General features: G+C 71.0%; 24 protein-coding genes and 1 riboswitch. Of the genes, 14 read left to right on the forward strand and 10 right to left on the reverse strand.

Annotation, left to right across the window (positions count from 1 at the left end; all coding sequences use genetic code 11):
* The first annotated feature begins 12 nt into the window (after window positions 1–12).
* Window positions 13–831: a bifunctional hydroxymethylpyrimidine kinase/phosphomethylpyrimidine kinase gene (gene thiD / locus ACQPXB_RS45640; RefSeq protein ID WP_366582448.1), complete on the forward strand. Its 819-nt coding sequence runs from the start codon at window positions 13–15 to the stop codon at window positions 829–831.
* 17 nt (window positions 832–848) lie between these two features.
* The gene (locus ACQPXB_RS45645; protein WP_432848214.1) at window positions 849–1,061 is read left to right on the forward strand and encodes a hypothetical protein; all 213 of its coding nucleotides are present in this window, start codon (window positions 849–851) and stop codon (window positions 1,059–1,061) included.
* A gap of 55 nt (window positions 1,062–1,116) precedes the next feature.
* Here the strand turns inward: ACQPXB_RS45645 and ACQPXB_RS45650 are convergent, their stop codons facing one another.
* A complete protein-coding gene (locus ACQPXB_RS45650; RefSeq protein ID WP_432848215.1) occupies window positions 1,117–1,512 on the reverse strand; it encodes a winged helix-turn-helix transcriptional regulator in 396 nt (131 codons plus the stop codon).
* 91 nt (window positions 1,513–1,603) lie between these two features.
* Between ACQPXB_RS45650 and ACQPXB_RS45655 the strand changes: the two genes are divergently transcribed.
* On the forward strand, window positions 1,604–2,527 hold the full coding sequence (locus ACQPXB_RS45655) for an NADP-dependent oxidoreductase (RefSeq protein WP_432848217.1): 924 nt from the start codon (window positions 1,604–1,606) through the stop codon (window positions 2,525–2,527).
* 60 nt (window positions 2,528–2,587) lie between these two features.
* Here the strand turns inward: ACQPXB_RS45655 and ACQPXB_RS45660 are convergent, their stop codons facing one another.
* On the reverse strand, window positions 2,588–3,607 hold the full coding sequence (locus tag ACQPXB_RS45660) for a phosphatidylinositol-specific phospholipase C domain-containing protein (protein ID WP_432848219.1): 1,020 nt from the start codon (window positions 3,605–3,607) through the stop codon (window positions 2,588–2,590).
* 113 nt (window positions 3,608–3,720) lie between these two features.
* Here ACQPXB_RS45660 and thiD (ACQPXB_RS45665) point away from each other — a divergent pair, with 113 nt between their 5' ends.
* Window positions 3,721–4,554: a bifunctional hydroxymethylpyrimidine kinase/phosphomethylpyrimidine kinase gene (gene thiD / locus ACQPXB_RS45665; RefSeq protein ID WP_366582443.1), complete on the forward strand. Its 834-nt coding sequence runs from the start codon at window positions 3,721–3,723 to the stop codon at window positions 4,552–4,554.
* A 62-nt stretch (window positions 4,555–4,616) separates the two neighbouring features.
* On the opposite strand, the gene ACQPXB_RS45670 is transcribed toward thiD (ACQPXB_RS45665), so the two are convergent.
* The 4 genes from ACQPXB_RS45670 to thiO form a co-directional block, all read right to left on the reverse strand.
* A complete protein-coding gene (locus ACQPXB_RS45670; protein WP_285972041.1) occupies window positions 4,617–5,048 on the reverse strand; it encodes a MarR family winged helix-turn-helix transcriptional regulator in 432 nt (143 codons plus the stop codon).
* A 182-nt stretch (window positions 5,049–5,230) separates the two neighbouring features.
* Window positions 5,231–5,986, reverse strand: a complete 756-nt coding sequence (locus tag ACQPXB_RS45675) for a thiazole synthase (RefSeq protein WP_220244680.1) — start codon at window positions 5,984–5,986, stop codon at window positions 5,231–5,233.
* Window positions 5,987–5,988: 2 nt separating this feature from the next.
* On the reverse strand, window positions 5,989–6,189 hold the full coding sequence (gene thiS, locus ACQPXB_RS45680) for a sulfur carrier protein ThiS (RefSeq protein ID WP_285972039.1): 201 nt from the start codon (window positions 6,187–6,189) through the stop codon (window positions 5,989–5,991).
* On the reverse strand, window positions 6,189–7,274 hold the full coding sequence (gene thiO / locus ACQPXB_RS45685; protein ID WP_432848223.1) for a glycine oxidase ThiO: 1,086 nt from the start codon (window positions 7,272–7,274) through the stop codon (window positions 6,189–6,191). The genes thiS and thiO overlap by 1 nt, the downstream gene beginning before the upstream one ends.
* Window positions 7,269–7,374: riboswitch (TPP riboswitch) on the reverse strand. It overlaps the preceding gene by 6 nt.
* A 30-nt stretch (window positions 7,375–7,404) precedes the next feature.
* On the opposite strand from thiO, the gene thiE reads away from it, so the two are divergent.
* Window positions 7,405–8,070 carry a thiamine phosphate synthase gene (thiE, locus tag ACQPXB_RS45690; RefSeq protein ID WP_432848225.1) on the forward strand — a complete coding sequence of 222 codons (666 nt, stop codon included), beginning with the start codon at window positions 7,405–7,407 and terminating at the stop codon, window positions 8,068–8,070.
* On the opposite strand, the gene ACQPXB_RS45695 is transcribed toward thiE, so the two are convergent.
* Complete coding sequence (locus tag ACQPXB_RS45695; RefSeq protein ID WP_432848227.1) at window positions 8,067–8,858, reverse strand: hypothetical protein; 792 nt, start codon at window positions 8,856–8,858, stop codon at window positions 8,067–8,069. The genes thiE and ACQPXB_RS45695 overlap by 4 nt on opposite strands.
* A 154-nt stretch (window positions 8,859–9,012) precedes the next feature.
* On the opposite strand from ACQPXB_RS45695, the gene ACQPXB_RS45700 reads away from it, so the two are divergent.
* A complete protein-coding gene (locus ACQPXB_RS45700; protein WP_432848229.1) occupies window positions 9,013–9,957 on the forward strand; it encodes a threonine ammonia-lyase in 945 nt (314 codons plus the stop codon).
* 3 nt (window positions 9,958–9,960) lie between these two features.
* Here the strand turns inward: ACQPXB_RS45700 and ACQPXB_RS45705 are convergent, their stop codons facing one another.
* Together ACQPXB_RS45705 and ACQPXB_RS45710 are read right to left on the reverse strand one after the other, a co-directional pair.
* The gene (locus ACQPXB_RS45705; protein WP_432848231.1) at window positions 9,961–11,517 is read right to left on the reverse strand and encodes an MFS transporter; all 1,557 of its coding nucleotides are present in this window, start codon (window positions 11,515–11,517) and stop codon (window positions 9,961–9,963) included.
* Between the two features lie 113 nt (window positions 11,518–11,630).
* Window positions 11,631–12,386 carry a GntR family transcriptional regulator gene (locus ACQPXB_RS45710; RefSeq protein WP_364049734.1) on the reverse strand — a complete coding sequence of 252 codons (756 nt, stop codon included), beginning with the start codon at window positions 12,384–12,386 and terminating at the stop codon, window positions 11,631–11,633.
* A 155-nt stretch (window positions 12,387–12,541) separates the two neighbouring features.
* Between ACQPXB_RS45710 and ACQPXB_RS45715 the strand changes: the two genes are divergently transcribed.
* Both ACQPXB_RS45715 and ACQPXB_RS45720 read left to right on the forward strand, forming a co-directional pair.
* Window positions 12,542–13,585 carry an SIS domain-containing protein gene (locus ACQPXB_RS45715; RefSeq protein ID WP_366582435.1) on the forward strand — a complete coding sequence of 348 codons (1,044 nt, stop codon included), beginning with the start codon at window positions 12,542–12,544 and terminating at the stop codon, window positions 13,583–13,585.
* Entirely contained in the window at window positions 13,582–14,583 is a 1,002-nt protein-coding gene (locus ACQPXB_RS45720) for an N-acetylglucosamine kinase (protein WP_432848234.1), read from the forward strand. The genes ACQPXB_RS45715 and ACQPXB_RS45720 overlap by 4 nt, the downstream gene beginning before the upstream one ends.
* 107 nt (window positions 14,584–14,690) lie before the next feature.
* Here ACQPXB_RS45720 and ACQPXB_RS45725 read toward each other — a convergent pair whose 3' ends face one another.
* The gene (locus tag ACQPXB_RS45725; RefSeq protein WP_432848236.1) at window positions 14,691–15,359 is read right to left on the reverse strand and encodes a DUF3159 domain-containing protein; all 669 of its coding nucleotides are present in this window, start codon (window positions 15,357–15,359) and stop codon (window positions 14,691–14,693) included.
* A gap of 276 nt (window positions 15,360–15,635) precedes the next feature.
* Here ACQPXB_RS45725 and ACQPXB_RS45730 point away from each other — a divergent pair, with 276 nt between their 5' ends.
* The 6 genes from ACQPXB_RS45730 to ACQPXB_RS45755 all read left to right on the forward strand — a co-directional run bounded on the left by ACQPXB_RS45730 (window position 15,636) and on the right by ACQPXB_RS45755 (window position 20,464).
* Window positions 15,636–16,463 carry an SGNH/GDSL hydrolase family protein gene (locus ACQPXB_RS45730; protein ID WP_432848238.1) on the forward strand — a complete coding sequence of 276 codons (828 nt, stop codon included), beginning with the start codon at window positions 15,636–15,638 and terminating at the stop codon, window positions 16,461–16,463.
* Between the two features lie 84 nt (window positions 16,464–16,547).
* Window positions 16,548–17,285 carry an OmpA family protein gene (locus tag ACQPXB_RS45735; protein WP_386950684.1) on the forward strand — a complete coding sequence of 246 codons (738 nt, stop codon included), beginning with the start codon at window positions 16,548–16,550 and terminating at the stop codon, window positions 17,283–17,285.
* Between the two features lie 6 nt (window positions 17,286–17,291).
* Window positions 17,292–17,735: a LapA family protein gene (locus tag ACQPXB_RS45740; protein WP_432848241.1), complete on the forward strand. Its 444-nt coding sequence runs from the start codon at window positions 17,292–17,294 to the stop codon at window positions 17,733–17,735.
* A gap of 93 nt (window positions 17,736–17,828) precedes the next feature.
* Window positions 17,829–18,305, forward strand: coding sequence for a DUF6932 family protein (locus ACQPXB_RS45745; RefSeq protein WP_386950678.1), 477 nt, complete (start codon window positions 17,829–17,831; stop codon window positions 18,303–18,305).
* On the forward strand, window positions 18,302–19,186 hold the full coding sequence (locus tag ACQPXB_RS45750) for a hypothetical protein (protein WP_220244693.1): 885 nt from the start codon (window positions 18,302–18,304) through the stop codon (window positions 19,184–19,186). Before ACQPXB_RS45745 ends, ACQPXB_RS45750 begins: the two co-directional genes overlap by 4 nt.
* 627 nt (window positions 19,187–19,813) lie before the next feature.
* Window positions 19,814–20,464, forward strand: coding sequence for a DUF4190 domain-containing protein (locus ACQPXB_RS45755; RefSeq protein ID WP_432848243.1), 651 nt, complete (start codon window positions 19,814–19,816; stop codon window positions 20,462–20,464).
* Window positions 20,465–22,248: the final 1,784 nt, after the last annotated feature.

The following is a 22,248-nucleotide window of genomic DNA, read 5'->3' on the forward strand; positions in this document are numbered from 1 at the left end:
GAGGCAGTAGTCATGACCGAAACCCCCCGCACCGCCCTCACCATCGCCGGATCCGACTCCGGCGGTGGTGCGGGCGTGCAGGCCGACCTGCGCACGTTCTTCGCCCACGGCGTCCACGGGCTCGTCGCGCTCACGGCCGTCACGGTGCAGAACTCGCTCGGCGTGCAGGGCTTCACCGAGATCCCGGCCGACGTCGTCACGGCGCAGATCAAGGCCGTGGCCGGCGACATGGGCGTGAACGCGGCGAAGACCGGCATGCTCGCCACGGCCGACATCATCCAGGCCGTGGCGAAAACGCTCGACGAGGTCCACATCGGACGCGACACGGACACCCCGTTCGTCGTCGACCCGGTGGCCGCGTCGATGACCGGTCACGCGCTCCTGCGTGAGGAGGCGCTGGAGGCCATCCGCACGGAGCTCTTCCCGCGCGCCACGCTGATCACGCCGAACCTCGACGAGGTGCGGCTGCTCACCGGCATCACGGTCACCGGCGCGCAAACCCAGCGCGCGGCGGCGGACGCGTTGCTGGAGTTCGGATCCCGGTGGGTGCTGGTGAAGGGCGGGCACCTGTACGAGGCCGAGGACTGCGTGGACCTGCTCACCGACGGCACGGACGTGCTGGAGCTCAGCGGCGTGCGCATCGACACCGACAACACCCACGGCGGCGGCGACACGATGGCCTCGGCCATCACGTCGTCGCTCGCCAAGGGCGCCGACGTGCCGACGGCCGTGACCGAGGCGAAGCAGTTCATCGCACGCTGCGTCGCCGAGGCCTACCCGCTCGGCGCCGGGGTGGGGCCGGTGTCCCCGTTCTGGCGGCTGGCCGACTGAACGGCCACACTGGACCCGTGACCGACGACGCCGCCGCCCGCGCTTTGTGGGCCCAAATGCCTTTGGACCTGAAGTTCGAGGTCGACCAGCTGGTCTCGGCCAACAAACCGGCCGCGGCCCTGAAGGTGATCCGGAAATGGGGCCTGGACCCCAAACCGGGCATCGCCGAGAGCAGGGCCGTGACCGACTACCGGAAAAGCGTGCTGAAGCCACCGCCGCGCTTCACCTGAGTCCGAACTGGACGTTCCGTGCGGTACGGGAGGAAAACCCCCGGACCGCACGGAATCAGTTCACCGGGCCGAGTGAGCGCGTGTCGTAGGTGCTGCGCGCGTCGCGGATCCGGTCGAAGTTCGACTGCGACCACGTGCTCAGCGCCACCAGGTGGGCGCTGACCTCGGCGCCCATCGGCGTGAGCGCGTACTCCACCGTCGGCGGCGTGGTCGGGAAAACCTTGCGGCTGACGAAACCGTCGCGTTCGAGGTTTCGCAGGTTCTGCGTGAGCATCTTCTGGCTGATGCCACCGACGGCGCGGCGCAGCTCGCCGAAGCGGTGCGGCCCCTGCTCAAGTACGCCGAGCACGAGCGCGGTCCACTTGTTCGCTAGCAGGTCGAGCACATCGCGGCAAGGGCAGCTCTTCAGGTAGACGTCCCATGGTCCGTGCTGGTCACAGGTGGTTTCCATCAGGTACCTACTTTACCGGAAAGTGCCTTCTGGCGAAAAGTGACCACCTCACCCACCATAGGGGGCAACCAACCGGAAGGAGAGATCCGAAATGCGCGTGGTGACCCAGCGGGAGTTCGGCGGCCCGGAGGTGCTGCGGGTGACCGAGACCGACCGCCCGGCGCCGGGCCCGACCGAGGTGCTGGTGCGCGTGCACGCCGCCGGCATCAACCCCGTCGACTGGAAGTCGCGGGCGCACCCGGTGTTCCTGGGCGAGCCCCCGTACACGCTGGGCTGGGACGTGTCCGGCGTCGTCGAAGAGGTGGGTTTCGGGGCCACCGGCGTGAAGCAGGGCGACGAGGTCCTCGGCATGCCGTGGTTCCCGCGCGAGGCCGCGGCCTACGCGGAGTACGTAACGGCGCCGTCGCGCCAATTCGTGCGCAAGCCGGCCGGGCTGTCGCACGCGGAGGCGGCCGGGTTGCCCCTGGCGGGGCTCACGGCGTGGCAGGCGCTGGTGGACGTGGCGGAAGTCCGGAGTGGACAGCGGGTGCTCGTCGACGCGGCGGCCGGCGGCGTGGGCCACCTCGCCGTGCAGATCGCCAAGGCGCGTGGTGCGTACGTGCTCGGGACGGCCAGCGCGGCGAAGCACGATTTCCTGCGGTCGCTGGGCGTGGACGAGCCGATCGACTACCGGGACCAGAACGCGACGCCGGCGGATCTCGACGTCGTGCTCGGGCTCGTCGGCGAGGACAGCGATCTGCGCTGGCTGCCGGCGCTGAAGGAGAACGGCCTGCTCATCAGCGTCCCCAGCGGAGTCGGCGAGAGGGCTCAGGAGAAGGCGGCCCAGCGGGGCGTGCGGACGGCGCCGATCCTCGTGGAGCCGGACCGCGTCGGGCTGCTCGGGCTGGTGGAGCTCGTCGAGGCCGGGAAGCTGAAGGTGCACGTGGACCAGACGTTCCCGCTCGAAGACGCGGCGAAGGCCCACGAGGTGGGCGAAGGCGGCCGGGTCACCGGGAAACTCGTGCTCACCGTCTGATGTGGACGCGCAATGGCCCCTCGCCTGGCGAGGGGCCATTGTGGACTGTCCAGGTGGAACTCAGCCGCGGGTGTCGACCTGCGGCAGCACCGTGGTCAGGCCCGTCCAGTCGGACGTCACCACGGACGCGTGCTGCGCCGCCAGCTCGGCCACGCGCTGGTTGGCCTGGTCGACGGTCGGGTTGTGGTCGTCGATGGCCGGGGCGACGTTCTGGCCGTCGGTCATCACCACGTAGTAGTGGTTGTCGTCGTACCAGCCCGGGCCGGTCTGCGTGACCCACGCGTTGGCGTCGCCGTCGAAGACCACGAACCACGGCTTGAGGTTGGCCGCGTACTTGTCACGCGGGTCGCCGCCGACGGCGCCGTGGACGGTCGGGAAGATCTGGACGTCACCGAGCTTGCCCGCGTTCTTCTGCGCCAGCAGGTAGTTCGCGTACTCGACGTCGGTGTGCAGCGTGTCGGTGGGGTTCTGCTCCTCCACCGTGCCCGGGATGATCTCGGTCATCACCTTGCCGTGCAAGGCGTCCACGGTGGGCCAGTTGTCGGCCTTGGCCGCGTCGTCGAGTGTGGCGTAGCTGCCGAGGAGGTCGGCCGGCTTGAAGACGGCGCCGCCGAGGTGGGCGCGGAAGGCCCCGTCGAGCTCGTCCGGGCCCATGCCGGTGTTGTCCGAGAAGCCGGTCTTCATCTCGAGCTTCAGTGTGAGCGGCGTGTGGTCCGGGTGGGCCGCGAGCCAGATGCGGATGTCGTCGAGGCAGTACTCGAGGTTCTTGTTCGTGCCGCCCTTGTACAGGTCGGCGGTCGTCGACGCGGCGACGCAGTTGTTGCTGTTGCCCAACGGGTTCGAGTGGCTGACCTTCCACTCGTGCGTGATGAAGTCCGGCCACACGTCGAGCTCGATCAGCGACGAGCCGTTGTCCAGCGCCTGCGCGAGGAACGGGTACGCGGCCGGGTCGTAGGTGTTGTGCACGCCGACCGTGGTCACGTGCGAGAGTTTCGGGCTGTCCGCGTTCGCCACGGCTGCCCCGGACAACGAGGCGGCGACGAGCGCGCCGACCGTCACGACCACTGAAGCGAGTTTCATCCTGACCCCTTCACCCACCGATAGTGCGATGGCACTCACACTGTGCCACCGTGATGGACTGTGGATGAAGGACAGCTGACCAAATGGACTAGACCAGAAGTCGGAAAGTGCCCATGACTGAAAACCCGAGCCCGCCGTCGGCCTTGACCATCGCCGGTTCCGACTCCGGTGGCGCAGCCGGACTCCAGGCCGATTTGCGGACATTCCTCACTTGCGGGGTGCACGGGCTCGTCGCCGTGACGGCCGTGACGGTGCAGAACACGTTGGGAGTCCACGATCGCGCAGACATCCCGCCGCACGTCGTCGCCGGCCAGATCGAGGCCGTCGCGTCGGACATGGGTGTGGGCGCGGCGAAAACGGGCATGCTCGCGTCGGCGCAGATCATCCACGCGGTGGCGACCGCTTGTGACAACGCGGGCATCGGACGGGACCACGACGTGCCGTTCGTGGTCGACCCGGTGGCCGCCTCGATGACCGGCCACCCGCTCTTCGACGCCGACGGCCTGTCCGCGCTGCGCGAGGAACTGCTGCCGCGCGCGACCGTGCTGACGCCGAACCTCGACGAGGTGCGCCTGCTGACCGGGTTGACCGTGACCGACCGCGAGGGCATGCACACCGCGGCGGTCGCGCTGCACCGCCTGGGCCCGAAGTACGTGCTCGTGAAGAGCGGCCACCTCGTGTCCGACCCGGAGTGCGTCGATCTTCTCTTCGACGGCGCCACGTTCGTCGAGCTGCCCGGCCCGCGCTTCAACACCCCGCACACCCACGGCGCGGGCGACACCATGGCTTCGGCCCTGACGGCCGGGCTGGCCAAGGGGATGTCGGTCGTGGAGGCCGCCCGGTACGGCAAGTGGTTCGTGTCGCACGCGGTCGAGCACTCGTACCCGATGGGCGCGAAGGTGGGACCGGTGTCGGCGTTCTGGCGGCTGGCGCCGGAGGATCGCTGACCGGCCCCCGCAGCGGCAGGCCGGTCGAGCTGTGTCCGGAAGGGCGCCTCCGACGACGGCAGCTAGCTGTCGTCGGAGATCAGGGCCTCCAGGGCCGGCAGCGCGACCGTGAGGGCTTCGCGGTATTCGGGGCTCAGCTTGTCGAGGCGGCGGTTGAGCTCCTGCACGCGGGTGGACCGCACGCCGGACACGAGGCGCTCGCCCTCTTCCGTCGCGCGGGCGAGCCAGGCGCGGCGGTCGACGGGGTCGGACTCGCGCGTGACGTAGCCCGCCTCGACGAGGGTGGCGATTATGCGCGACATCGTGGCCGCCGCGACGCCCTCCTTCGCGGCGAGGTCGCCGAGGCGCAGCTGACCGAAGTGGACGAGCGTGGCGAGAGCTGAGATCGCGCCGTGGCCGGGCCCGGGGACCCCCGCCTGCCGCAACGAGCGCGACAGCCGTCCCACGGCCAGGTACAACCTGCCCGAGACGTCCTGGACCGAGGATAGAGTCACGGCTGGCTCCTCCTGCCGCTGTTGCCCGCCGCCTTTGCGCCGGAAGGGTGTCGTCCACCATAAGGCCTGCCGGTGCACGTTCGGCGTTAAGCGCGGACGAAATCACCGACCGGCGCGCCCAATGCGGCCCACTTGCACCAGGCGGCTTACCCGCCTTTACCCCGGGAGGGCGAAACCAGCGGTCAGCGGGGCGGGCTCGACGCGTGAGCCCAGAACCGCTGCGGCACCCGGCCCGCGTCGCGCGCCAGGCGGCCCGCCTCGACGCCCGCGCGCATGGCCGCGGCCATGCGCTCCGGGTCTTTCGCGCGGGTGACCGCGGTGGACAGCAGCACCGCGTCGCAGCCGAGTTCCATGGCGAGGCAGGCGTCGGAAGCGGTGCCGATGCCCGCGTCGAGGATGACGGGGACCATGGCGCGCGCGACGATCAGCTCGATGTTGTGCGGGTTGCGAATGCCGAGGCCCGTGCCGATGGGGGCGCCCAGCGGCATCACGGCGGCGCAACCCGCTTCCTCGAGCCGCAGGGCGAGCACGGGGTCGTCGTTGGTGTACGCGAGCACGGTGAAGCCGTCGGCCGCCAGTTGCTCCGCGGCGTCCAGGGTTTCGAACGGGTCGGGCAGCAGGGTGCGGTCGTCGGCGTGGACCTCGAGCTTGATCAGGTCCGTGTCGAGCGCTTCGCGGGCCAGCTGGGCGGTGAGCACGGCCTCCGCGGCGGTGCGGCAGCCGGCGGTGTTGGGCAGCAGCTTGATCCCGAGGCGCCGCACGAGACCGAGCACGCCGGTGCCGCCGTCGGCGTCGGCCTTGCGCATGGCGACGGTCGTCAGCTCGGTGCCCGACGCGACCAGCGCGCGTTCCAGCACCGACAGGTTCCCGGCACCACCGGTCCCGATGATCAGCCTCGACGACAGCTTGTGTTCGCCGATGACCAGCGCGTCGTCCATCGTCAGCCTCCCTGCACCGCGGTCAGCACGTCGATGTTCGCGCCCTTCGGCACCACCGACGCCTCCCACTCGCCCCGGCGCACGACCTCGCCGTTCACCGCGACGGCCACGCCCTGGCGGGTCACGTCGAGCGCGTCGAGCACCTCGGACACGGTGGCGCCGTCGGGGAACTCGCGCCAGCTCCCGTTGACCTTGATCTCCATCAGACTCGCTCCTTCTCCAGCAAACGGGCGGGCGCGGCCGCCCCGATCTCGTCCGGCGGCGCCTCGCCCGCCAGCCAGGCGACCACGGCGTCGGCGGTCACGGGGGCCATCAGCAGGCCGTTGCGGTGGTGGCCCGTCGCCGCGTACACGCCTTCGCCGAGCTCCCCGATGTACGGCAGCGCGTCGCGGCTCCCCGCGCGCAGCCCGGCGGCGATCTCGACGAGCTCGTACTCCGTGATGCCCGGCAGGATCCGTTCGGCGCCTTCCAGCAGCTCCCGCACGCCACGCGCGGTCACGGCCTCGTCGAAGCCCGCTTCGTACTGCGTCGCGCCCAGCACCAGCTCGCCGTCCGCGCGCGGCACGAGGTAGATCGGCCGGCCCTCGACCATCGCGCGCACCGTGTACGGCGGAGGCGGCAGACAGCCTCGTCGCGGCCGCAGCCGCAGGATCTCGCCCTTGAGCGGCCGCACGGCGTCGGCCAGCAGCGGGTGCAACGCGCCCGTCCACGCGCCGGCGGCCAGCACAGTGCGAGTGTCCGGACCGGTCACGTCGTCGAGCGAAGCAATCCGTGTCGCGGAGAACTCGACCCCGCGCTTCGAGCACGCCGCCAGCAGCGCCGTCAGCAGCTTCCGGTTGTCGACGGCCAGGTCACCCGGCACGTGGAGCCCGCTGCGCACCGCACCCAGGCCCGGCGCGAGCCGCCGCGCCACCCGCCCGGTGAGCCGCTCGACGTCGCGACCCAGCGACGTCAGGTACTCGGCGAGGATGTCGAGGTGCCCGGCGTCGGCGCTGTCGAACGCGACCACGATCGTCCCGTGTTCGGCCAGCCCCGGGTCCGTGCCCTCCGCGGCGAGGTCACGCGCGAACGCCGGCCAGCGCCGCAGCGACTCCTCGCCCAGGCTGAGCACGTGCTCCTCACCCGGCCACGCCTCCGTGACGGGCGCCAGCATGCCGCCGGCCACCCAGGACGCGCCGCGCGCGGGTGCCGGATCGACCACCGTGACGCGGTGGCCGCGAGCCGCCGCGCGCCAAGCCGCGGACAGGCCGATGACACCGCCGCCGACGACGGTGAGGTTCTCGCTCATGGGAATCACGCTCCCTGCGCCGGCATGACCCGGATCAGGTTCCACGGTCGGAGCGGCAGCTCCCTCTCAGCCCGTGCCTCGGGCTCCCGTGCGGACCACCCCACTCTAGTGCGCGGGTAACGTCCCCGCCATGCCCGCCCTGACCGGATCACAGATCCGCACCCGCCTGGCCGATTCGCGGCTGTACCTGTGCACCGACGCCCGCTCGTCGCGCGGCGACCTCGCCGAGTTCGTCGACGCGGCGCTGGCCGGCGGCGTCGACATCGTGCAGTTGCGCGACAAGACGAACGGCGCCTCGCTCGAGGCCGCGCAGGAGATCGCGGCACTCGAGGTGATCGCCGAAGCGTGCGCGCGCCACGGTGCGCTGCTGTCGGTGAACGACCGCGCCGACGTCGCCCTCGCCGTGGGCGCCGACGTGCTGCACCTGGGCCAGGACGACATCCCCGTGCCGCTCGCGCGCCGCATCCTCGGCGACGACGTGGTGATCGGCCGTTCCACGCACTCGCCTCAGCAGGCTACGGCGGCGGCCGCCGAGGACGGCGTGGACTACTTCTGCACCGGCCCGTGCTGGCCCACGCCGACCAAACCCGGCCGGTACGCGCCGGGCCTGGACCTGGTCCGGGCCACGGCCGAAACCGGTACCGAACGGCCGTGGTTCGCGATCGGCGGCATCGACACCGAACGGCTGCCGGAGGTGCTGGCCGCCGGCGCGACGCGGATCGTCGTGGTCCGGGCGATCACCGACGCCGAAGACCCGAAGGCGGCCGCGCAGGCGCTGAAGTCCCGGCTCGGTTAGGGGGTCGGCGTCGCCGAACCCGCCTTCGTCTGCGGCGCGCTCGGCGTGGTCGACGGCGCCCCGCCCGTGCTCGACGGCGGCGCGGCGCTGTCCGAGCTGCTCGAAGACGTCGGGCTTTCGCTGGTCGACGTGCTCGAAGACGACGACGGTGGCGGGGTGTTCGACTCGGTCTCGCTGGGCGGCGGGCTGTTGAGCGACGTCGTGGGCGGGCTGTCGTCCTGCCGCTGCTGCTGGGTCGTGTCTGGGGTGCCCGGTTTGAAGAGTCCAGGCCCGACGTTCCCGCCCGAGGCCAGGTCCGCCCCCACGGCCACGGCGATCGCGATAGCCGTCGCGACCACACTCGTCCCGATGATGATCGGCCAGCGCAGCTTCCTGAGCTTGTCACCGAAGGATTCCTCCGGCTCCGGCTGCTGCGGCCCGGTGAGTTTCGAGATCCGCACCGTCGGCATCTCCGACGGGTCGAGCGGCAGCAGCACGGTGGGCATCTGCGCCGGATCGTCCACCGGCGACAGCCCGGACTTGCTCCCCTTGCGCTGCCCGGCGGTCACGAGCGCCGCGCGCGCCTTCAGCGCGGCCTCGCGCGTGCGCTGCAGCGAACGCAGGTACAGCTCGGCGCCGACCGTGGTGATCACGCTCGCCACCCCGGCCCCCACCACGGTGCCCGCCACGCCCAGCGTCGAGCCCAGCAACGCGGCCGTGACGGCGGCCAGTGCCGTCGCCACCACCTGCGCTGGGCGGAAACTCTTCTTCTCGCCCTGCTCCGACGTCTTTTCCTGCTGCTGACTCATGATCCCGATCTACTAGTGCCCGGCCACTTCCCCTGCGGTGTTCAACGAGTAAGGCGCGCGAGGAACTCCCCGCGTTGCCCATCCGTGAGCGAGGACACGTTGACCGTCCACAATGGATGGACTATGGCTCACATTTTCCTGACATACTCACCACATGCGATTGGTGACGATCTCCGATATCGAGGCCGCGGCAAAGCGGGTAGCCGACCACGCCGTGCGCACGCCGCTGCTGCGCCAGCACTGGGCCGAAGGCGAACTGTGGCTCAAACCCGAGAGCCTGCAACAGATCGGGGCGTTCAAGATCCGCGGCGCGTACAACGCGATCGCCTCACTCGACGACGCTGAGCGCGCACGTGGCGTGGTCGCGTATTCCAGCGGGAACCACGCCCAGGCCGTCGCCTACTCCGCCAACGCCTTCGGCATTCCCGCCGTGATCGTGGTGCCGGACGTGGCACCGCGCTTGAAGGTCGAGGCTACGCGCGGCTGGGGCGCGGAGGTGATAGAGGTGCCGATCGCCGAGCAGGAACCGGTCGCGGCCGCGCTGGCGAAGGAGCGCGGGCTCACCTACATCCCGCCGTTCGACCACCCCGACGTGATCGCGGGCCAGGGCACCGCGGGCCTGGAAATCGCCACCGACCTGCCGGACGTCGACACGGTGCTCGTGCCGGTGAGCGGCGGCGGGCTTGCTTCCGGCGTCGGCACGGCGATCAAGGCGCTGTGCCCCGGCGCGAAGGTCATCGCCGTCGAGCCCGAGCTGGCCGGCGACACCGCCGAGAGCCTGCGCGCCGGCCGCCGCGTCGAGTGGCCGATGGACCGGCGCGCCCGCACGATCGCCGACGGCCTGCGCGCCCAGCCGTCCGACCTGACCTTCGCGCACTTGCAGAGCGTGCTCGACGGCATCGTCACCGTGACCGAGGACGAGATCCGCGACGCCACGCGCGTGCTGGCCCGCCGGGCGCGGATCGTGGCCGAGCCCAGCGGCGCGACGGCCACCGCCGCGTACCTGCACCACGCCGGCGAGCTGCCGGGCGGCAAGACGGTGTCGGTGATCTCCGGCGGCAACGTCGACCCGGCGCTGCTGGCCGAGTTGCTCGCGTAGGGGTCAGTCGCGCGGCGGGCCCGGGCGGACGTGGGTCGGCGGTCCCTCCACCCCGCAGTGGAAGCACTCGCCGGGGTGGGGTGACTCGTCGTCCACGGTTCGCTTGGGCGCCGCGGCGCCGTCGGGAACGCCGGAAGGGGCGCCGGAGTCGTCCGGAGAACCGAGCACGCCGTTGTGAATCCCCAACGCGATGAGGCCTCCGGCGATCGCCAGGACGGCGCAGATGAGCAGTGCCATGCGCCAGCCGGCCGTCAGCGCGACGGGGTCGCGGTAGGCCGAACCGGTGAGTCCGGCGGCCGCGGGGAGCACCGCGACCGCAAGAAGACCACCCGTTCGGGCGATCGCGTTGTTCACACCGGACGCGACACCGGCGAAGCGGTCGGGGGCCGCGGCGAGCACCGTCGCGGTCACCGGCGCCACCGTGCACGCGAGTCCGAGGCCGAAAACGACCACCGCGGGGAAGACCGAACCGAGGTAGGAGGATCCCGGTCCGACGCGGATCAGCAGCAGCATGCCGATGCCGATCACGATGGGTCCGACCACCAGCTGCAGCCGCGGCCCGATGCGCTGGGCCAGCGCGCCCGAGCGGCCCGAGAGCAGCAGCATGATGATCGTGATCGGCAACCCGGCCAGGCCGGCGAGCGTCGGCGGGTAGTTCAGGGAAACCTGCAACTGCAGGACCAGCAGCATCATCACGGCGCCGAGGGCGGCGTAGACCACGAACGTGAGCGCGTTGGAGAGCGTGAACGTCCGGTCGCGGAACAGGCTGGGCGGCACGAGCGGTTCACGGGAGTGGTGCTGCAACCAGAGGAACACGCCCATCCCGGCGATACCGGCGACCAGGGCGATCAACACGATCGGGTCGCCGATGCCGCGGCCGGGCGCTTCGACCAGCGCCCCGGTGATGCCCGCGAGCCCGATCGCGCCCGTCGCGGCAGCTGTGAAGTCCGGGTGGCCGGTGGCCGTCTCGTCGCGCGACTCGGGTACGAACTTCAGCGCCATCAGCACCACGACGATGGCCAGCGGCAGGTTGATCAGGAACGCCAGCCGCCAGGACCAGACCTGCACCAGCACGCCGCCGATCAGTGGTCCGACCGCGGCGGCCAGACCACCCAGCCCGGACCACGCGCCGATCGCGCGCGCCCGGTCGTTGTGCGCGAACGACGACTGCAGGATCGCCAGCGAGCCCGGCGTCAGCAGCGCGCCGCCGATGCCCTGGATGATCCGGAAGACCACCAGCTCCGTGGTCGAGGTGGCGATCGAGCACAGCCCCGACGCGATGCCGAACCAGACCACGCCGATCAGGTACACGCGGCGCCGGCCGTAGCGGTCGCCGAGCGAGCCGGCCACGAGGATCAGCGCGGCGAGCGCCAGCATGTAGCCGTCGAGGATCCACTGCAGGCCGGCGACGGTGGCGCCGAGCTCCTCGCCGATCCGGGGCAGCGCGACATTGACGATCGTCCCGTCGAGCATGGCCATGCTCGAGCCGAGGATCGTCGTCCACAGCACCCCGCGCGCCAGCGGGGTGCCCCAGCGGATCCCGCTGCCGGTCGTCGTCACGGTGCGATCACCGCGCACGCTCGAAAGTCATGCGCACACGGTGTCGCGACGCCGGTCCGGGCGCAACCACCCACGCCCGGCCCGGCGAGTGCTCGTGGGCCCACCGGCCCGGCTCACGGCAGCAGCGTCGTGACGAACTTGTAGCGGTCGCCGCGATACACCGAGCGCGCGAACTCCACCGGCTTGCCGTCGGTGGCGAACGAGTGCCGCGTCAGCATCATCACGGGCATGCCGACGTCCGCGCCGAGCATCTCGGCTTCCTGCGGGCCGGCGAGCGACGTCTCGATCGTCTCCTCGGCGCGCTCCAGCTCCACGCCGTAGTGCTCACGGAGCACCGCGTAGAGCGACCCGCCGGCCGAAATGTGCTTGCGCAGCCCGCGGAAGCGCCCGAGCGGCAGGTGCGTCGTCTCCAGCGCCATGGGCTGGGAATCGGCCAGCCGCAGACGGCGAAGGCGAAGAATTTTCGCACCCTGGCGGATCGCGAGCAGTTTCGCGAGTTCGCCCTCCACGGGCAATTCCTCGAGTTCGAGCAGTTTCGACGACGGCTTCAGGCCTTGCTTGCGCATGTCCTCCGTGTACGAGGACAGCTGCAGCCGCTGCGCGAGCTTCGGCTCGGCCGCGAACGTGCCCTTGCCTTGAACGCGGTGCAAGCGGCCCTCGGCCGTCAGGTCCGCCAGCGCCTGCCGCACGGTGGTGCGCGACACGGTGAACTCGCCCGCCAGCGCCCGTTCCGTCGGGATCGGCGAGCCCGGCGGCAGAGCGTCGAGCAGATCCAGCAGGTGCTGTTTCAGCGCCCAGTACTTGGGTTCGCGCTGTCCGCGCACACCCGCCGTGGTCCCCGCCTCACTCGCGGGGGATGTCTCCAACATGACCGGCTCCCTCAGCTTTCCCTCACTATCGCGCCACTTCCCCGTCAAGAAACGTACCCTTCACCACAAACGCTCCGCCCGGCTAGCATTGGTCTAGACCTGACCGCACGCCGCTCAGCACACCCGGGACCGCGGTCCCGGCGGAGAGGAAAGTGATGACCCAACAACATCCCGGCGAGCACATGGCCGCGGAAATCTCGGAGCAGCCTGCCGTACTGGCCGGGCTCGTCGAGCGGCAGGGGGAAATAGCCGAAGTAGCTGAAAAGATTTCACAAAAGCCGCCCCGTTTCGCCTTGCTCGCCGCCCGCGGTTCGAGTGACCACGCCGCGTTGTACGCCAAGTACCTGATCGAGGTCCTCCTGGGTCTTCCCGCGGGTCTCGTGTCACCGTCCACCGCGACGCTCTACGGCGCGCGGCCGGACCTGAAGGACGTGCTCTTCGTCACCGTGAGCCAGAGCGGCGGCTCGCCCGACCTCATCGAGGTCACCGAAGCGGCCCGGCGCCAGGGCGCCCTCACGGTGTCGGTCACGAACACGCCGGACTCGCCGCTGCGCGCGGCGGCCGAGCTGGGCGTGGACATCGGCGCCGGCCTGGAGAAGGCGGTGGCCGCGACCAAGACGTACTCCGCGACGCTGCTCGCGCTGTACCTGTTCGTCGACGCCGTGCGCGGCGGCAAGGCGGCCGACGCGCAGAAGCTCGGCGACCTCGCCCAGCAGACGCTCGACGGCGCGACCGAAGGCGTGCAGCGCGCGGTGGACCGCTATCGCTTCGTCGACCGCGTGCTCACCACCGGCCGCGGCTACTCCTACGCGACGGCGCTCGAAGGTTCGCTGAAGCTGGCGGAGACGAGCTACCTCGCCGCCCGCGCGTACAGCGGCGCGGACCTGCTCCACGGCCCGGTCGCCGCGGTCGACGGCGAGACCGCCGTGCTCGCCGTGACCAGCGCGGGCCACGGTGGCGCGGCGATGGGCGAAGTGCTCGAGGCCGTCGGCAAGCGCGGCGCCGACGTGCTCGCGGTCGGGTCCGCGTCGGCCGACGTGCCGGCGGCGCTGCGGATCCCCGTGGCCCCGACGGCCGAGGAGCTCGCGCCGATCCTGGAGATCCTGCCGATCCAGCGCATCGCGCTCGGGCTTTCGCTCGCGCGCGGCGGCGACCCGGACAGCCCGCGCGGGCTGCTGAAGGTGACCAAGACCCGGTGAGTCTCGTCGTGGGCGTGGACGCCGGTGGCACGTCGACGCGAGCGATCGCGGTCGACGCCACCGGCGCCGTGCTCGGCTCGGCGACGGCCGGCGGCGCCAACCCCAACTCGCACCCACCGGCGGAGGCGGCCGCGCGCATCGCCTCGGCGATCGAGCGGGCGCTGGGTGGACGCACCGACGTGCGCGCCGCCGTGGTCGGGCTGGCCGGGGTGAGCAAGCTGTCCGACCCCACCGTCGCGACGGTGTTCGCCGAGGCGTGGCAACGGATCGGTTTGGACGGTGCGGTTCGGACGGTCGCCGACGCCGAGGTCGCGTACGCGTCGGCGACGTCGGCCCCCGACGGCACCGTGCTTGTGGCGGGCACCGGCTCGATCGCCGGGCGCATCCGCGACCGGCGGATGACCGCCACCGCGGGTGGCTACGGCTGGCTGCTCGGCGACGAGGGGTCGGCGTTCTGGCTCGGGCGCGAGGCGGTGCGATCCACTTTGGAGGCGCTCGGCCGCGGGCCGGCGCTCGCCGGGCTGCCGGCCGCCGTGCTCGCGGAGGCCTTCGGACCGTCTCCTGTGGACTCCCGCGACGACGGGGCCACTTCAGACAATTCCGATTTCCCCAATTCGCTTGTCACGGAAGCGAATCGGTTGGCCACCGCGCGTGCGCTCATCACGAAGGTCAACGCCGAAGCGCCGATCCGGCTCGCCCGGTTCGCGCCCCTCGTGAGTGCCGCGGCGGCCGCCGGCGAGTCCTCCGCGACGGAAATCGTGGCCCGGGCAGCCGATCTTCTGGTCGCCACGGCCCTCGCCACGCGCGACCCGGGCGAGAAAACTCCCGTGGTGCTCGTGGGCAGCGTCCTCACGGGAACGGGACCGGTGGGACCGCTCGTGCGGGCCGGGCTCGCCGGGCTCGACGTGCTGACCAGCTCCGACGGAGTGCTCGGCGCCGCGTGGCTGGCCGCCGTGGACGCCTGGGGAGAGACGGCGGCGCGGCCTTCGGCAAGGTGAATACGACCAAAACCTGGTTCGAAGTGTTCAAACCGTCGACTCAACCCCTCCGGGCCGGGTACCGTAGGCATCGGCCCCCGGACCCTCCCCCCTCGCCGGGGGCCGCCTTATGTCCTGGGTCCGTCTTCCGAACCCGGTTCCGGCACGAGCCGCAGGCCCGGATGCCCGGCCGGCAGCGCCTTGTACAGCACCCAGCCGCTCACCGCCACGGTCGCCGCGACCAGTGGCCACGAGAGCGCGGTGCGCGCGATGCCGAGGGCGACCACGTGCTCGCCCCACCACAGTAGGCCGTAGACCACCACGCGGATCAGGTACTGCAGCACCCACACCCAGCTCGCCCACGAGTACGCGCGCAGCAACGCGGGGTCACGGCGCCAGCGCGTCTTCTGTCCGATCAGGAGCCCGACGATCACGCCCAGCAGCGGCCACCGCACGACGATGCTGGCCGCGAAGAGCAGGGCGCTCGCCGCGTTGGAGAGCAGCTGCAGCAGGAAGAAGTCCTCCGCGCGGCCGGTGTGCAACGCGATGAGCGCGGCGATCACGACGGCCGCGAGACTCACGACGACGGCACGCGCCTTGTCGCCGCGGATCAGCCGGTAGGCGCCGAGCACCACGGCCACCCCGATGGCGACGATCGCACCCCACGAGATCGACTGCCCGGTGGCCAGCCAGCCCACCACGAAAGCGACCGGCGGAATGCTGGCGTCGATCGCCCCTCGGCGGCCGCCGAGGATCTGCGCGAGCGACTCGCGCGAAGGCGTCGTCTCGTCCGTCACATCCCCAGCCTGCCGGATACCGGGGTAGCAGGCCCGAAGCGGGAGACCTTCGCCACACAGCGTGTCCGATCAGTGCTCGACTGAGCGGTTCGTCACCCCGGATCGAGGTGAAAATCCCGTAATACAGGCGCGCGAGGATCCGACAAGATAAGAGACTGTGCCTTCCGGCTGAACCAGGGGTGGCGGCCGGGAAGGATACGGGGACGTCCGATTGTTAGTTGTGGTGTACAACTTAACGCGGGGCAGGCGCGGCTAGACCGGGAAGGGGATCCCAGCGTGTACGGAATCGACAGTTACGTGGCGATCGGTGACAGCTTCACCGAAGGCCTCAACGACGAGCTGCCCGACGGCTCCTTCCGGGGCTGGGCCGACCGGCTCGCCGAGATGCTCGCCGCGGGGCGGCCCGACTTCCAGTACGCGAACCTGTCACTGCGCGGCAAGATGCTCGACGAGATCATGGACGAGCAGCTGCCGATCGCGCTCGAGGTCAAGCCCGACCTGGTCACGCTGTGCGCGGGCGGCAACGACGTGATCGTGCCCGGCGCGGACGTCGACGCCATCGCGGCCCGGTTCGAGGCCGGCGTGGTGAAGCTGTGCGAGGCCGGCATCCCGGTCGTGATCTTCAACGGTCCCGACACCAAGGCGCTCTCGGTGATGAGCGTGCTGCGCGGCAAGATCGGCATCTACAACACCTATCTGTGGGCGATCGCGGCCCGCCACGGCGCGAAGATGGTCGACCTCTGGACCATGCAGCCGCTGCACGACCGGCGCGCCTGGAGCGACGACCGCCTGCACTTCACGCCCGACGCGCACCGCCGCATCGCGCTGCTGACCGCCGAGGTGCTCGGCGTGCCCGTGACCGAGGACTGGCGAGAGCCGTACGCGCCGACCGCGGAGCCGGCCACGTGGATCACCTCGCGCCGCTCGGACCTCAACTGGACCAAGACGCACCTGCTGCCGTGGATCCGCCGCCAGCTCAAGGGCGAGTCGATGGGTGACGGGCTGTCACCGAAGCGGCCGCAGCTCTCGCCGCTGGTGCAGGCCGAGGCCGCCGCACTGGAGCTCGACGTGCGGGACTTCCAGGACAACGCCACCGCGTCCTGACCAGGCTCAGGTTCGGGTCAGCGCCACCCGAATGGCGCGCCCGACCAGGTCGCCAACGGGCCGTGACCGGCCTATGGTCCCTTTATGTCCGGTGCTCGCGGTTGGCTCCGCCTGATCCCCGTCGCGGTGCTGGTCACGGCTGTGCTCGCCGGGGTGGTCACGTGGGTGCGGGCCGACGGGATCGAAGGCGACCTCACGGGACGATCACGCTCCGCGCTCGTCGCGGCCGGGATCCGCGGCGGCGACGTGTCGTTCTCGGGCCGGCAGGCGACGTTGTCGGGTTTCCCGGCGGACCAGGCCGGGCGTGCGCTGGGGATCGTGCAGGGTGTCGAAGGGGTCGAGTCCGCGGCGGTTTCCGGTGGTGCGGCGCCGAATCCGCCTTCCGTGACGTCCACGCCGCCTGCCACGACGAGCGCGCCGCCGAGCAGCAGTACGCCGCCGAGCACGACTTCGTCCGCGCCGCCGACCGACCGCGCCGGGGTGCAGAAGGAGCTGGACGCGCAGCTGGCGGACACGCCGATCGAGTTCAAACCGAACTCCGCGCAGCTCACGCCGGCGGGTACCCAGGCGGCGCGTGCCGTCGCGAAGCTGCTGAAGGACGCGCCCGACGACCTGCGCTACCGGATCACCGGGCACGTCGGCGAAGGTCCGGGCGGTCGGGCGTCGGCGGTCCGGCTTTCGCAGAGCCGGGCGCGCGCGGTGATGCGGTTGCTGACGGCCGGCGGAGTGCCGGCCAACCGGCTGCTGGTGCGGGGCACCGGAACGGCCGCGCCGGGCGAAGGTGGGGACCGGCGCGTCGAGATCACGGTCGAAGAGAGGTGATGGCGGATGCTCTGGCTCTTCGGGCAGATCTGGCTGTGGCTGCTCGTCGCGTTCCTGCTGGGGGCGCTGGTGATGTGGCTGATCATGCGGGCGGGGCGGCCGAAGCGTCCTCGTGAAGCCGATTCGATTCCGGCTGCGGGCTCGACGTCGGGCTCGTTGCCCGACGTCCCGGAGCCGAGCGACGCCGAGCGGACGCAGTACATCCCGGTGCCGAGCTACGACTACGACGAGCAACCCGAACGGGTCTACAACGACTACCCCGAGGTGGACCCGGACGAGCCGTACACCCCGGACGAGGCCCCCGGTCACCACATCGGGCGACTCCCGGACCCCGAACCGCACCTCTCGGGTGACCTGAACTGGCCGGCCGCCGAAGAGCCCGTGGACGCGTGGCCGCACGACGACGAGCCCCACGAGTCCGCGCCGCGCCGACCTGGGCGAGGTGGCTGACACCCACCTGGTAAGTTCGGCTACGCACTGTGAGCAGCGGTGTGCGCGGGAGCCGTGAGCCTCTCGTCGAGGTTCGCGAGGTCAGGAGGTCCGATGCCGCTCCCGCACTGGACGCCGCAGAACCTGCTGCCGCCGGGCCGTCACCAGGCCGATCTCGCCGACGTCTACGAGCGGCTCGTGTTCGACGCCCCGCACCAGAACGATCGCGAGATCCTGTTCAGTGCGCTCAACAGCTACCTCGGCGTCGCCCGCCGGGTGATCTCTTCGGGCCGCGCGTGGATCGGCGGCGCGTTCGTCACACGCACCGGCTACCCGCCGCGTGGCCTGGACGTGGTGCTGCTGCCCGACGAGTGGGGCGCGCTCAAGCGGCTCGACGACGAGGGGCGAACGGCGCTGTACGGCCTGCTCACGCTGCGCGGGGTGATCGTCGGGCAGCCCGCGATGTACCTCGAGCAGGTGCAGCCGGTGGGCGGGATGCTCGACGGGTTCCTGTGCCGTCCCGGCGACGAGGACGTGTGGGAGACCGTGTGGGCCGAAGGCGGCAAGGGGTTCCCGGAGATGGTCTGGTGAGGAACGAGTTCCGGCGCATCGCCGACGAGATCCCCGGCGGCACGTGGCTCGACGACCTCGCGCGCGCGTCGGCGATGGCGGCCAACGCGAAGTTCGAGCGCACGTCTCGCTCGCCGCTGCTGCACGTGTCGGTGATCGGCGAAACGCACATCGACGCGTACACGTTCTCCGACATCAGCCGCGCGCTTCAGGACGCGACGGCGAAGATCGGGCACATCATCCGCAACCCGTCCAACGAGGTCACCTTCGTCCAGCAGGCCGACCGCGACAAGGCGCCGCTGATCCAGAAGGGCCAGGCGGGCAACGCGATCTTCTTCGGCTTCCCCGAGCCGGCACTCGACGACGCGCTGATCCACGACGGAATCGAGACGTTGTCCGAGCGCGCGGTCAAGGAGCTCTGCGATTTCCTGCCCGCCAACGGTTCCGACGACGGCGCGCTCGACGCGGTGCTGCTGCAGCGCGACACCGTGCGCAACGCGGTGAGCGACATCGTCAACGCGGTGAGCAAGCACGCCGGCATCGGCATGGCGCTCACGCCGACTGCGGGCGAGCACGTGACGCGCAGCGTGACGACCGAGCAGGCGCGGATCCTGCGGGACAGCCTGCGCGAATCGCGCGAGGCCGTGGGCTACGAGACCGTGTCCGGCCGCCTCGACGGCGTCCGCACGCGGCGGCGGATCTTCTACCTCGAGCGCGAGTCCGGCGGCACGATCCAGGGCGCTGTCGCCGAGGACCTGCTCGACCAGATCAAGGAGAACCTCGACCGCCCGGTGACCGCTCGCCTGCGCGTGGTCCGGACGACGACCATCGACGGCCGCCGCGGCCGCCCGGTGCACGAACTGCTCGAGATCACGCCCGAAGTGAGCTTGTTCGACCACTGATTTCGCGCGCTTCGTTCATTCACGGCGCCGATAATGTGTATACGCGGCGCATGCGCAATTGGGTTTCTCTGCTCACGCGCTGACGTGCGGGATGGTAAATGACCGGTGCCTGTTCGGTGCGGTGAATAGATGACGTTTTCTGCTATGTAACGATTTCGCCTTCCACTGGTCGGTGTGGGTTAACGTCGTCGCACTTCGACCCGGAAGGCCCCACGCATGACCTCCCCCGACCCGCGGCACCCGCCCGCTCCCGCGCGCCACGGCCGCTCTTCCGCGCCGCCTGGCACCGGTTCCGAAGGCGCCTCTCCGGGCCGTGATTCCGCGGATTCTTCGCGGCGGGTTGCGGATTTCGGTGCTGCTGCTTCTCGTGGTGGCGGATCCGGCGTTCACGGCGGTTCGGGGGACGGTGCGCGCCGTCGTGGATCTTCGGATTCCGGAATCCTCGGGGGTTCTCACGCCGCTGCGGGTCGTGGACCTTCGGATTCCGGCGCTGCTTCTCGCGGTGGCAGGCCCGGGGCCTCCGGTGAGGGTGCGCCCCGCCGTGGATCTTCGGACTCCGGCGCGTGGCGAGCCGAACCCGCCGTCTCCGCCCACCGCGGCGGCACCTCGGACTCCGGCTCGTGGCGCGTGATCCCGCCCGACCCCCGGATCGCCGCGGCGCCCGGCGGCGTCCTGCCCACTCCGCCGAACCGCACCCCGCCCAAGCCGAAGCCGAACGTCCTCGGCATCGTCGGCCTGGTCCTCGGGCTGGCGGCCATCGCGGCGGCGTTCGCACCGGACTACGGCTTTGTCGCATGGCCGCTCGCCGGCGTCGGGCTGGTGCTGGGGATCGTCGGCACGGTCCAGTCCACGCGCGGCAAAACGGGCGGCCGGGGCCTCGCGGTGACGGCGGTGATCGTGGCGGTGATCGCGGCCCTGCTGTCGGCCACGGTGGTGCTGTTCCCGTCGGTCCTCGGCACCAGCACCGCCGGCGACCTCCACATCCCGCCCACCCCCGGCGACGAACACAACGTCGACTTCGTCGTCACCTCCGCCGGCGGCGCCACCGTCCGCTACGGCACCCTCAACGACCAGCGCACCGAGTCGGCCCCCGCCAGCACCGACCAGTGGCACGGCCACGGCTCCTTCAGCGGCGGCACCCCGATCCTCACCCTGACCGCCGACACCGCCAACGCGAGCGTCGTGAACCAGATCTCCTGCACGATCCTGGTGGACGGAAAGACTGTCGCCGACAGCAGCGGCTCGACGATCGCGTTGTGCACGGCGAATGTGGGGTGAGGTTGGGGGCGTGGCTCGCGGTTTCGGTGGTGAGGCTTTCGTCGGCTTGGTGAGTTGGCGGGCTTTGCCGGGCTGAGGTCGGTTGGCTGGGTGGCGTTGCGATGCTCGGCCACCGGGGCGAGCTTTGCCGGCGTGAGGTCGCGCGGCTGGGTGGCATTGCGATGCTCGGCCACCGGGGCGAGCTTTGCCGACCGCCCGACGGGCGGCCCAGCAACGCTAAGCCGGCTTGGCGGCCGGGGCCGGCGGTCAGAGCCCTGTGGGCTTTCGCCGGCCTGCTGAGTCGGGAGGCTTTGCCGGGCTGAGGTCGGCTGGCTGGGCGGCGTTGCGATGCTCGGCCGCCCGGGCGAGCTTTGCCGACCGCCCGACGCGCGGCCCAGCAACGCTAAGCCGGCTTGGCGGCCGGGGCCGGCGGTCAGAGCCCTGTGGGCTTTCGCCGACCCGATCGCCCGGCTGCGCAGCGATGCTCCGCCGACCCGGCGGCTGGAGCGGTTGCCGGGCAAAGGCCGCTCAGCAGCCCACTGCAACCGGCTCTGGTGGCACCGCGCCAAGCTTTGCCGAACGCCGTTTGCCAGGCCGACACGACGAGACCGCGGGTCCCGAGACCATGGGCAACCTTTGCTGGGCCCCAGATCGACCGTCAGCGGGTTGCGGCGCTATGCCGGCCGGGATTGGTCGAGGCAGCCACGTCGGCTGGTCTGTGCCAACAGCAGCCCGCCCGATGATTCCTCGAAGGTGCGCTCGTCACCCCGGGGCCTGGCGGCCGGCCGGCCTACCCCCAAGTCGGCCGGCCAACCGCCACCGAGCCGCTCCTGGCGGCTCTTCCGGACCCGCCGCACGCGACTGCGGACCCGCGGCGCCGGCTTCACAGCCTGCCCCTCCCCTAGGGCTCCGCCGACACCGCCTACGACCCTACGCGGCCCACACCCCCGGACGCTAAGAAACCACTAAGTATGCCCAGCCAGGGTATCCCCGACCTGCGCAAACCCGGGTGAACGCTGTGCAAGAAACCTCTTGCGCACCCCCCGCGGACCGATCTTCAACCGATCTCCACGCCCCCGACCGCCAGCCCCACCGCCCGACAGGCGCCCGGCTCCCCGCCGCACCCCTGAGAGGGCACCCCTCCGGCCCCGGCAGACAGGCCCCCGCCCTCCCGAGGGGGGCGTCCCCGAGTCCATTCTATCGGCGGCGGCCGACAAAAACGCTGGCCAAGCCACTGAGGGGGCGAGTTGTCCACAACTCGGGAATGGGTGTGGACAACTTCGGAGAGAGGCGCGAGCGGTGAGGTGAAGTCACGCTGTGGAGGTGGTGGATTCCCAGGTCATCGGTAGGTAGGTGGGTGATTGAGAGGTACGACCCAGTTGCCGGGTCTGGCTTGGTGGGTGCGGTATGGCTGGACCGTTCACCGACGGCTCGGCGTGATTTGTCGATCAGACATGAGGTGCCCCGTGAGAAGCGCAGGATCGACCGGGGACAAGAACGAGCCGACGGCCAAAGCGAAACCGGCACCTAGCAGCGAAACCGGACAAAGCCGGGCACTTCTGACCGGCGGTCGAAGCCAAGGACAAGGCCGACGTCCAATCGACCAGACCAGATAAGGCCAGTGAACGGGCGAACGGGCCAGTCAAGCCGGACTCGTCGGGCCGGCGAACCAAACCAACCCACCTGCTGGAACTGCACTCTTCAGAGCCGCACCGTCAAGACTCGGCAAAAACCGGCGAACCGATCGAACCACTCCAACCGGTCGAACCACCCCAAGCCAAGGCCACCTCCAGCCAAGGCAGCTC

The sequence above is a fragment of the Amycolatopsis sp. CA-161197 genome, from assembly GCF_050942255.1.
Taxonomy (GTDB): Bacteria; Actinomycetota; Actinomycetes; order Mycobacteriales; family Pseudonocardiaceae; genus Amycolatopsis.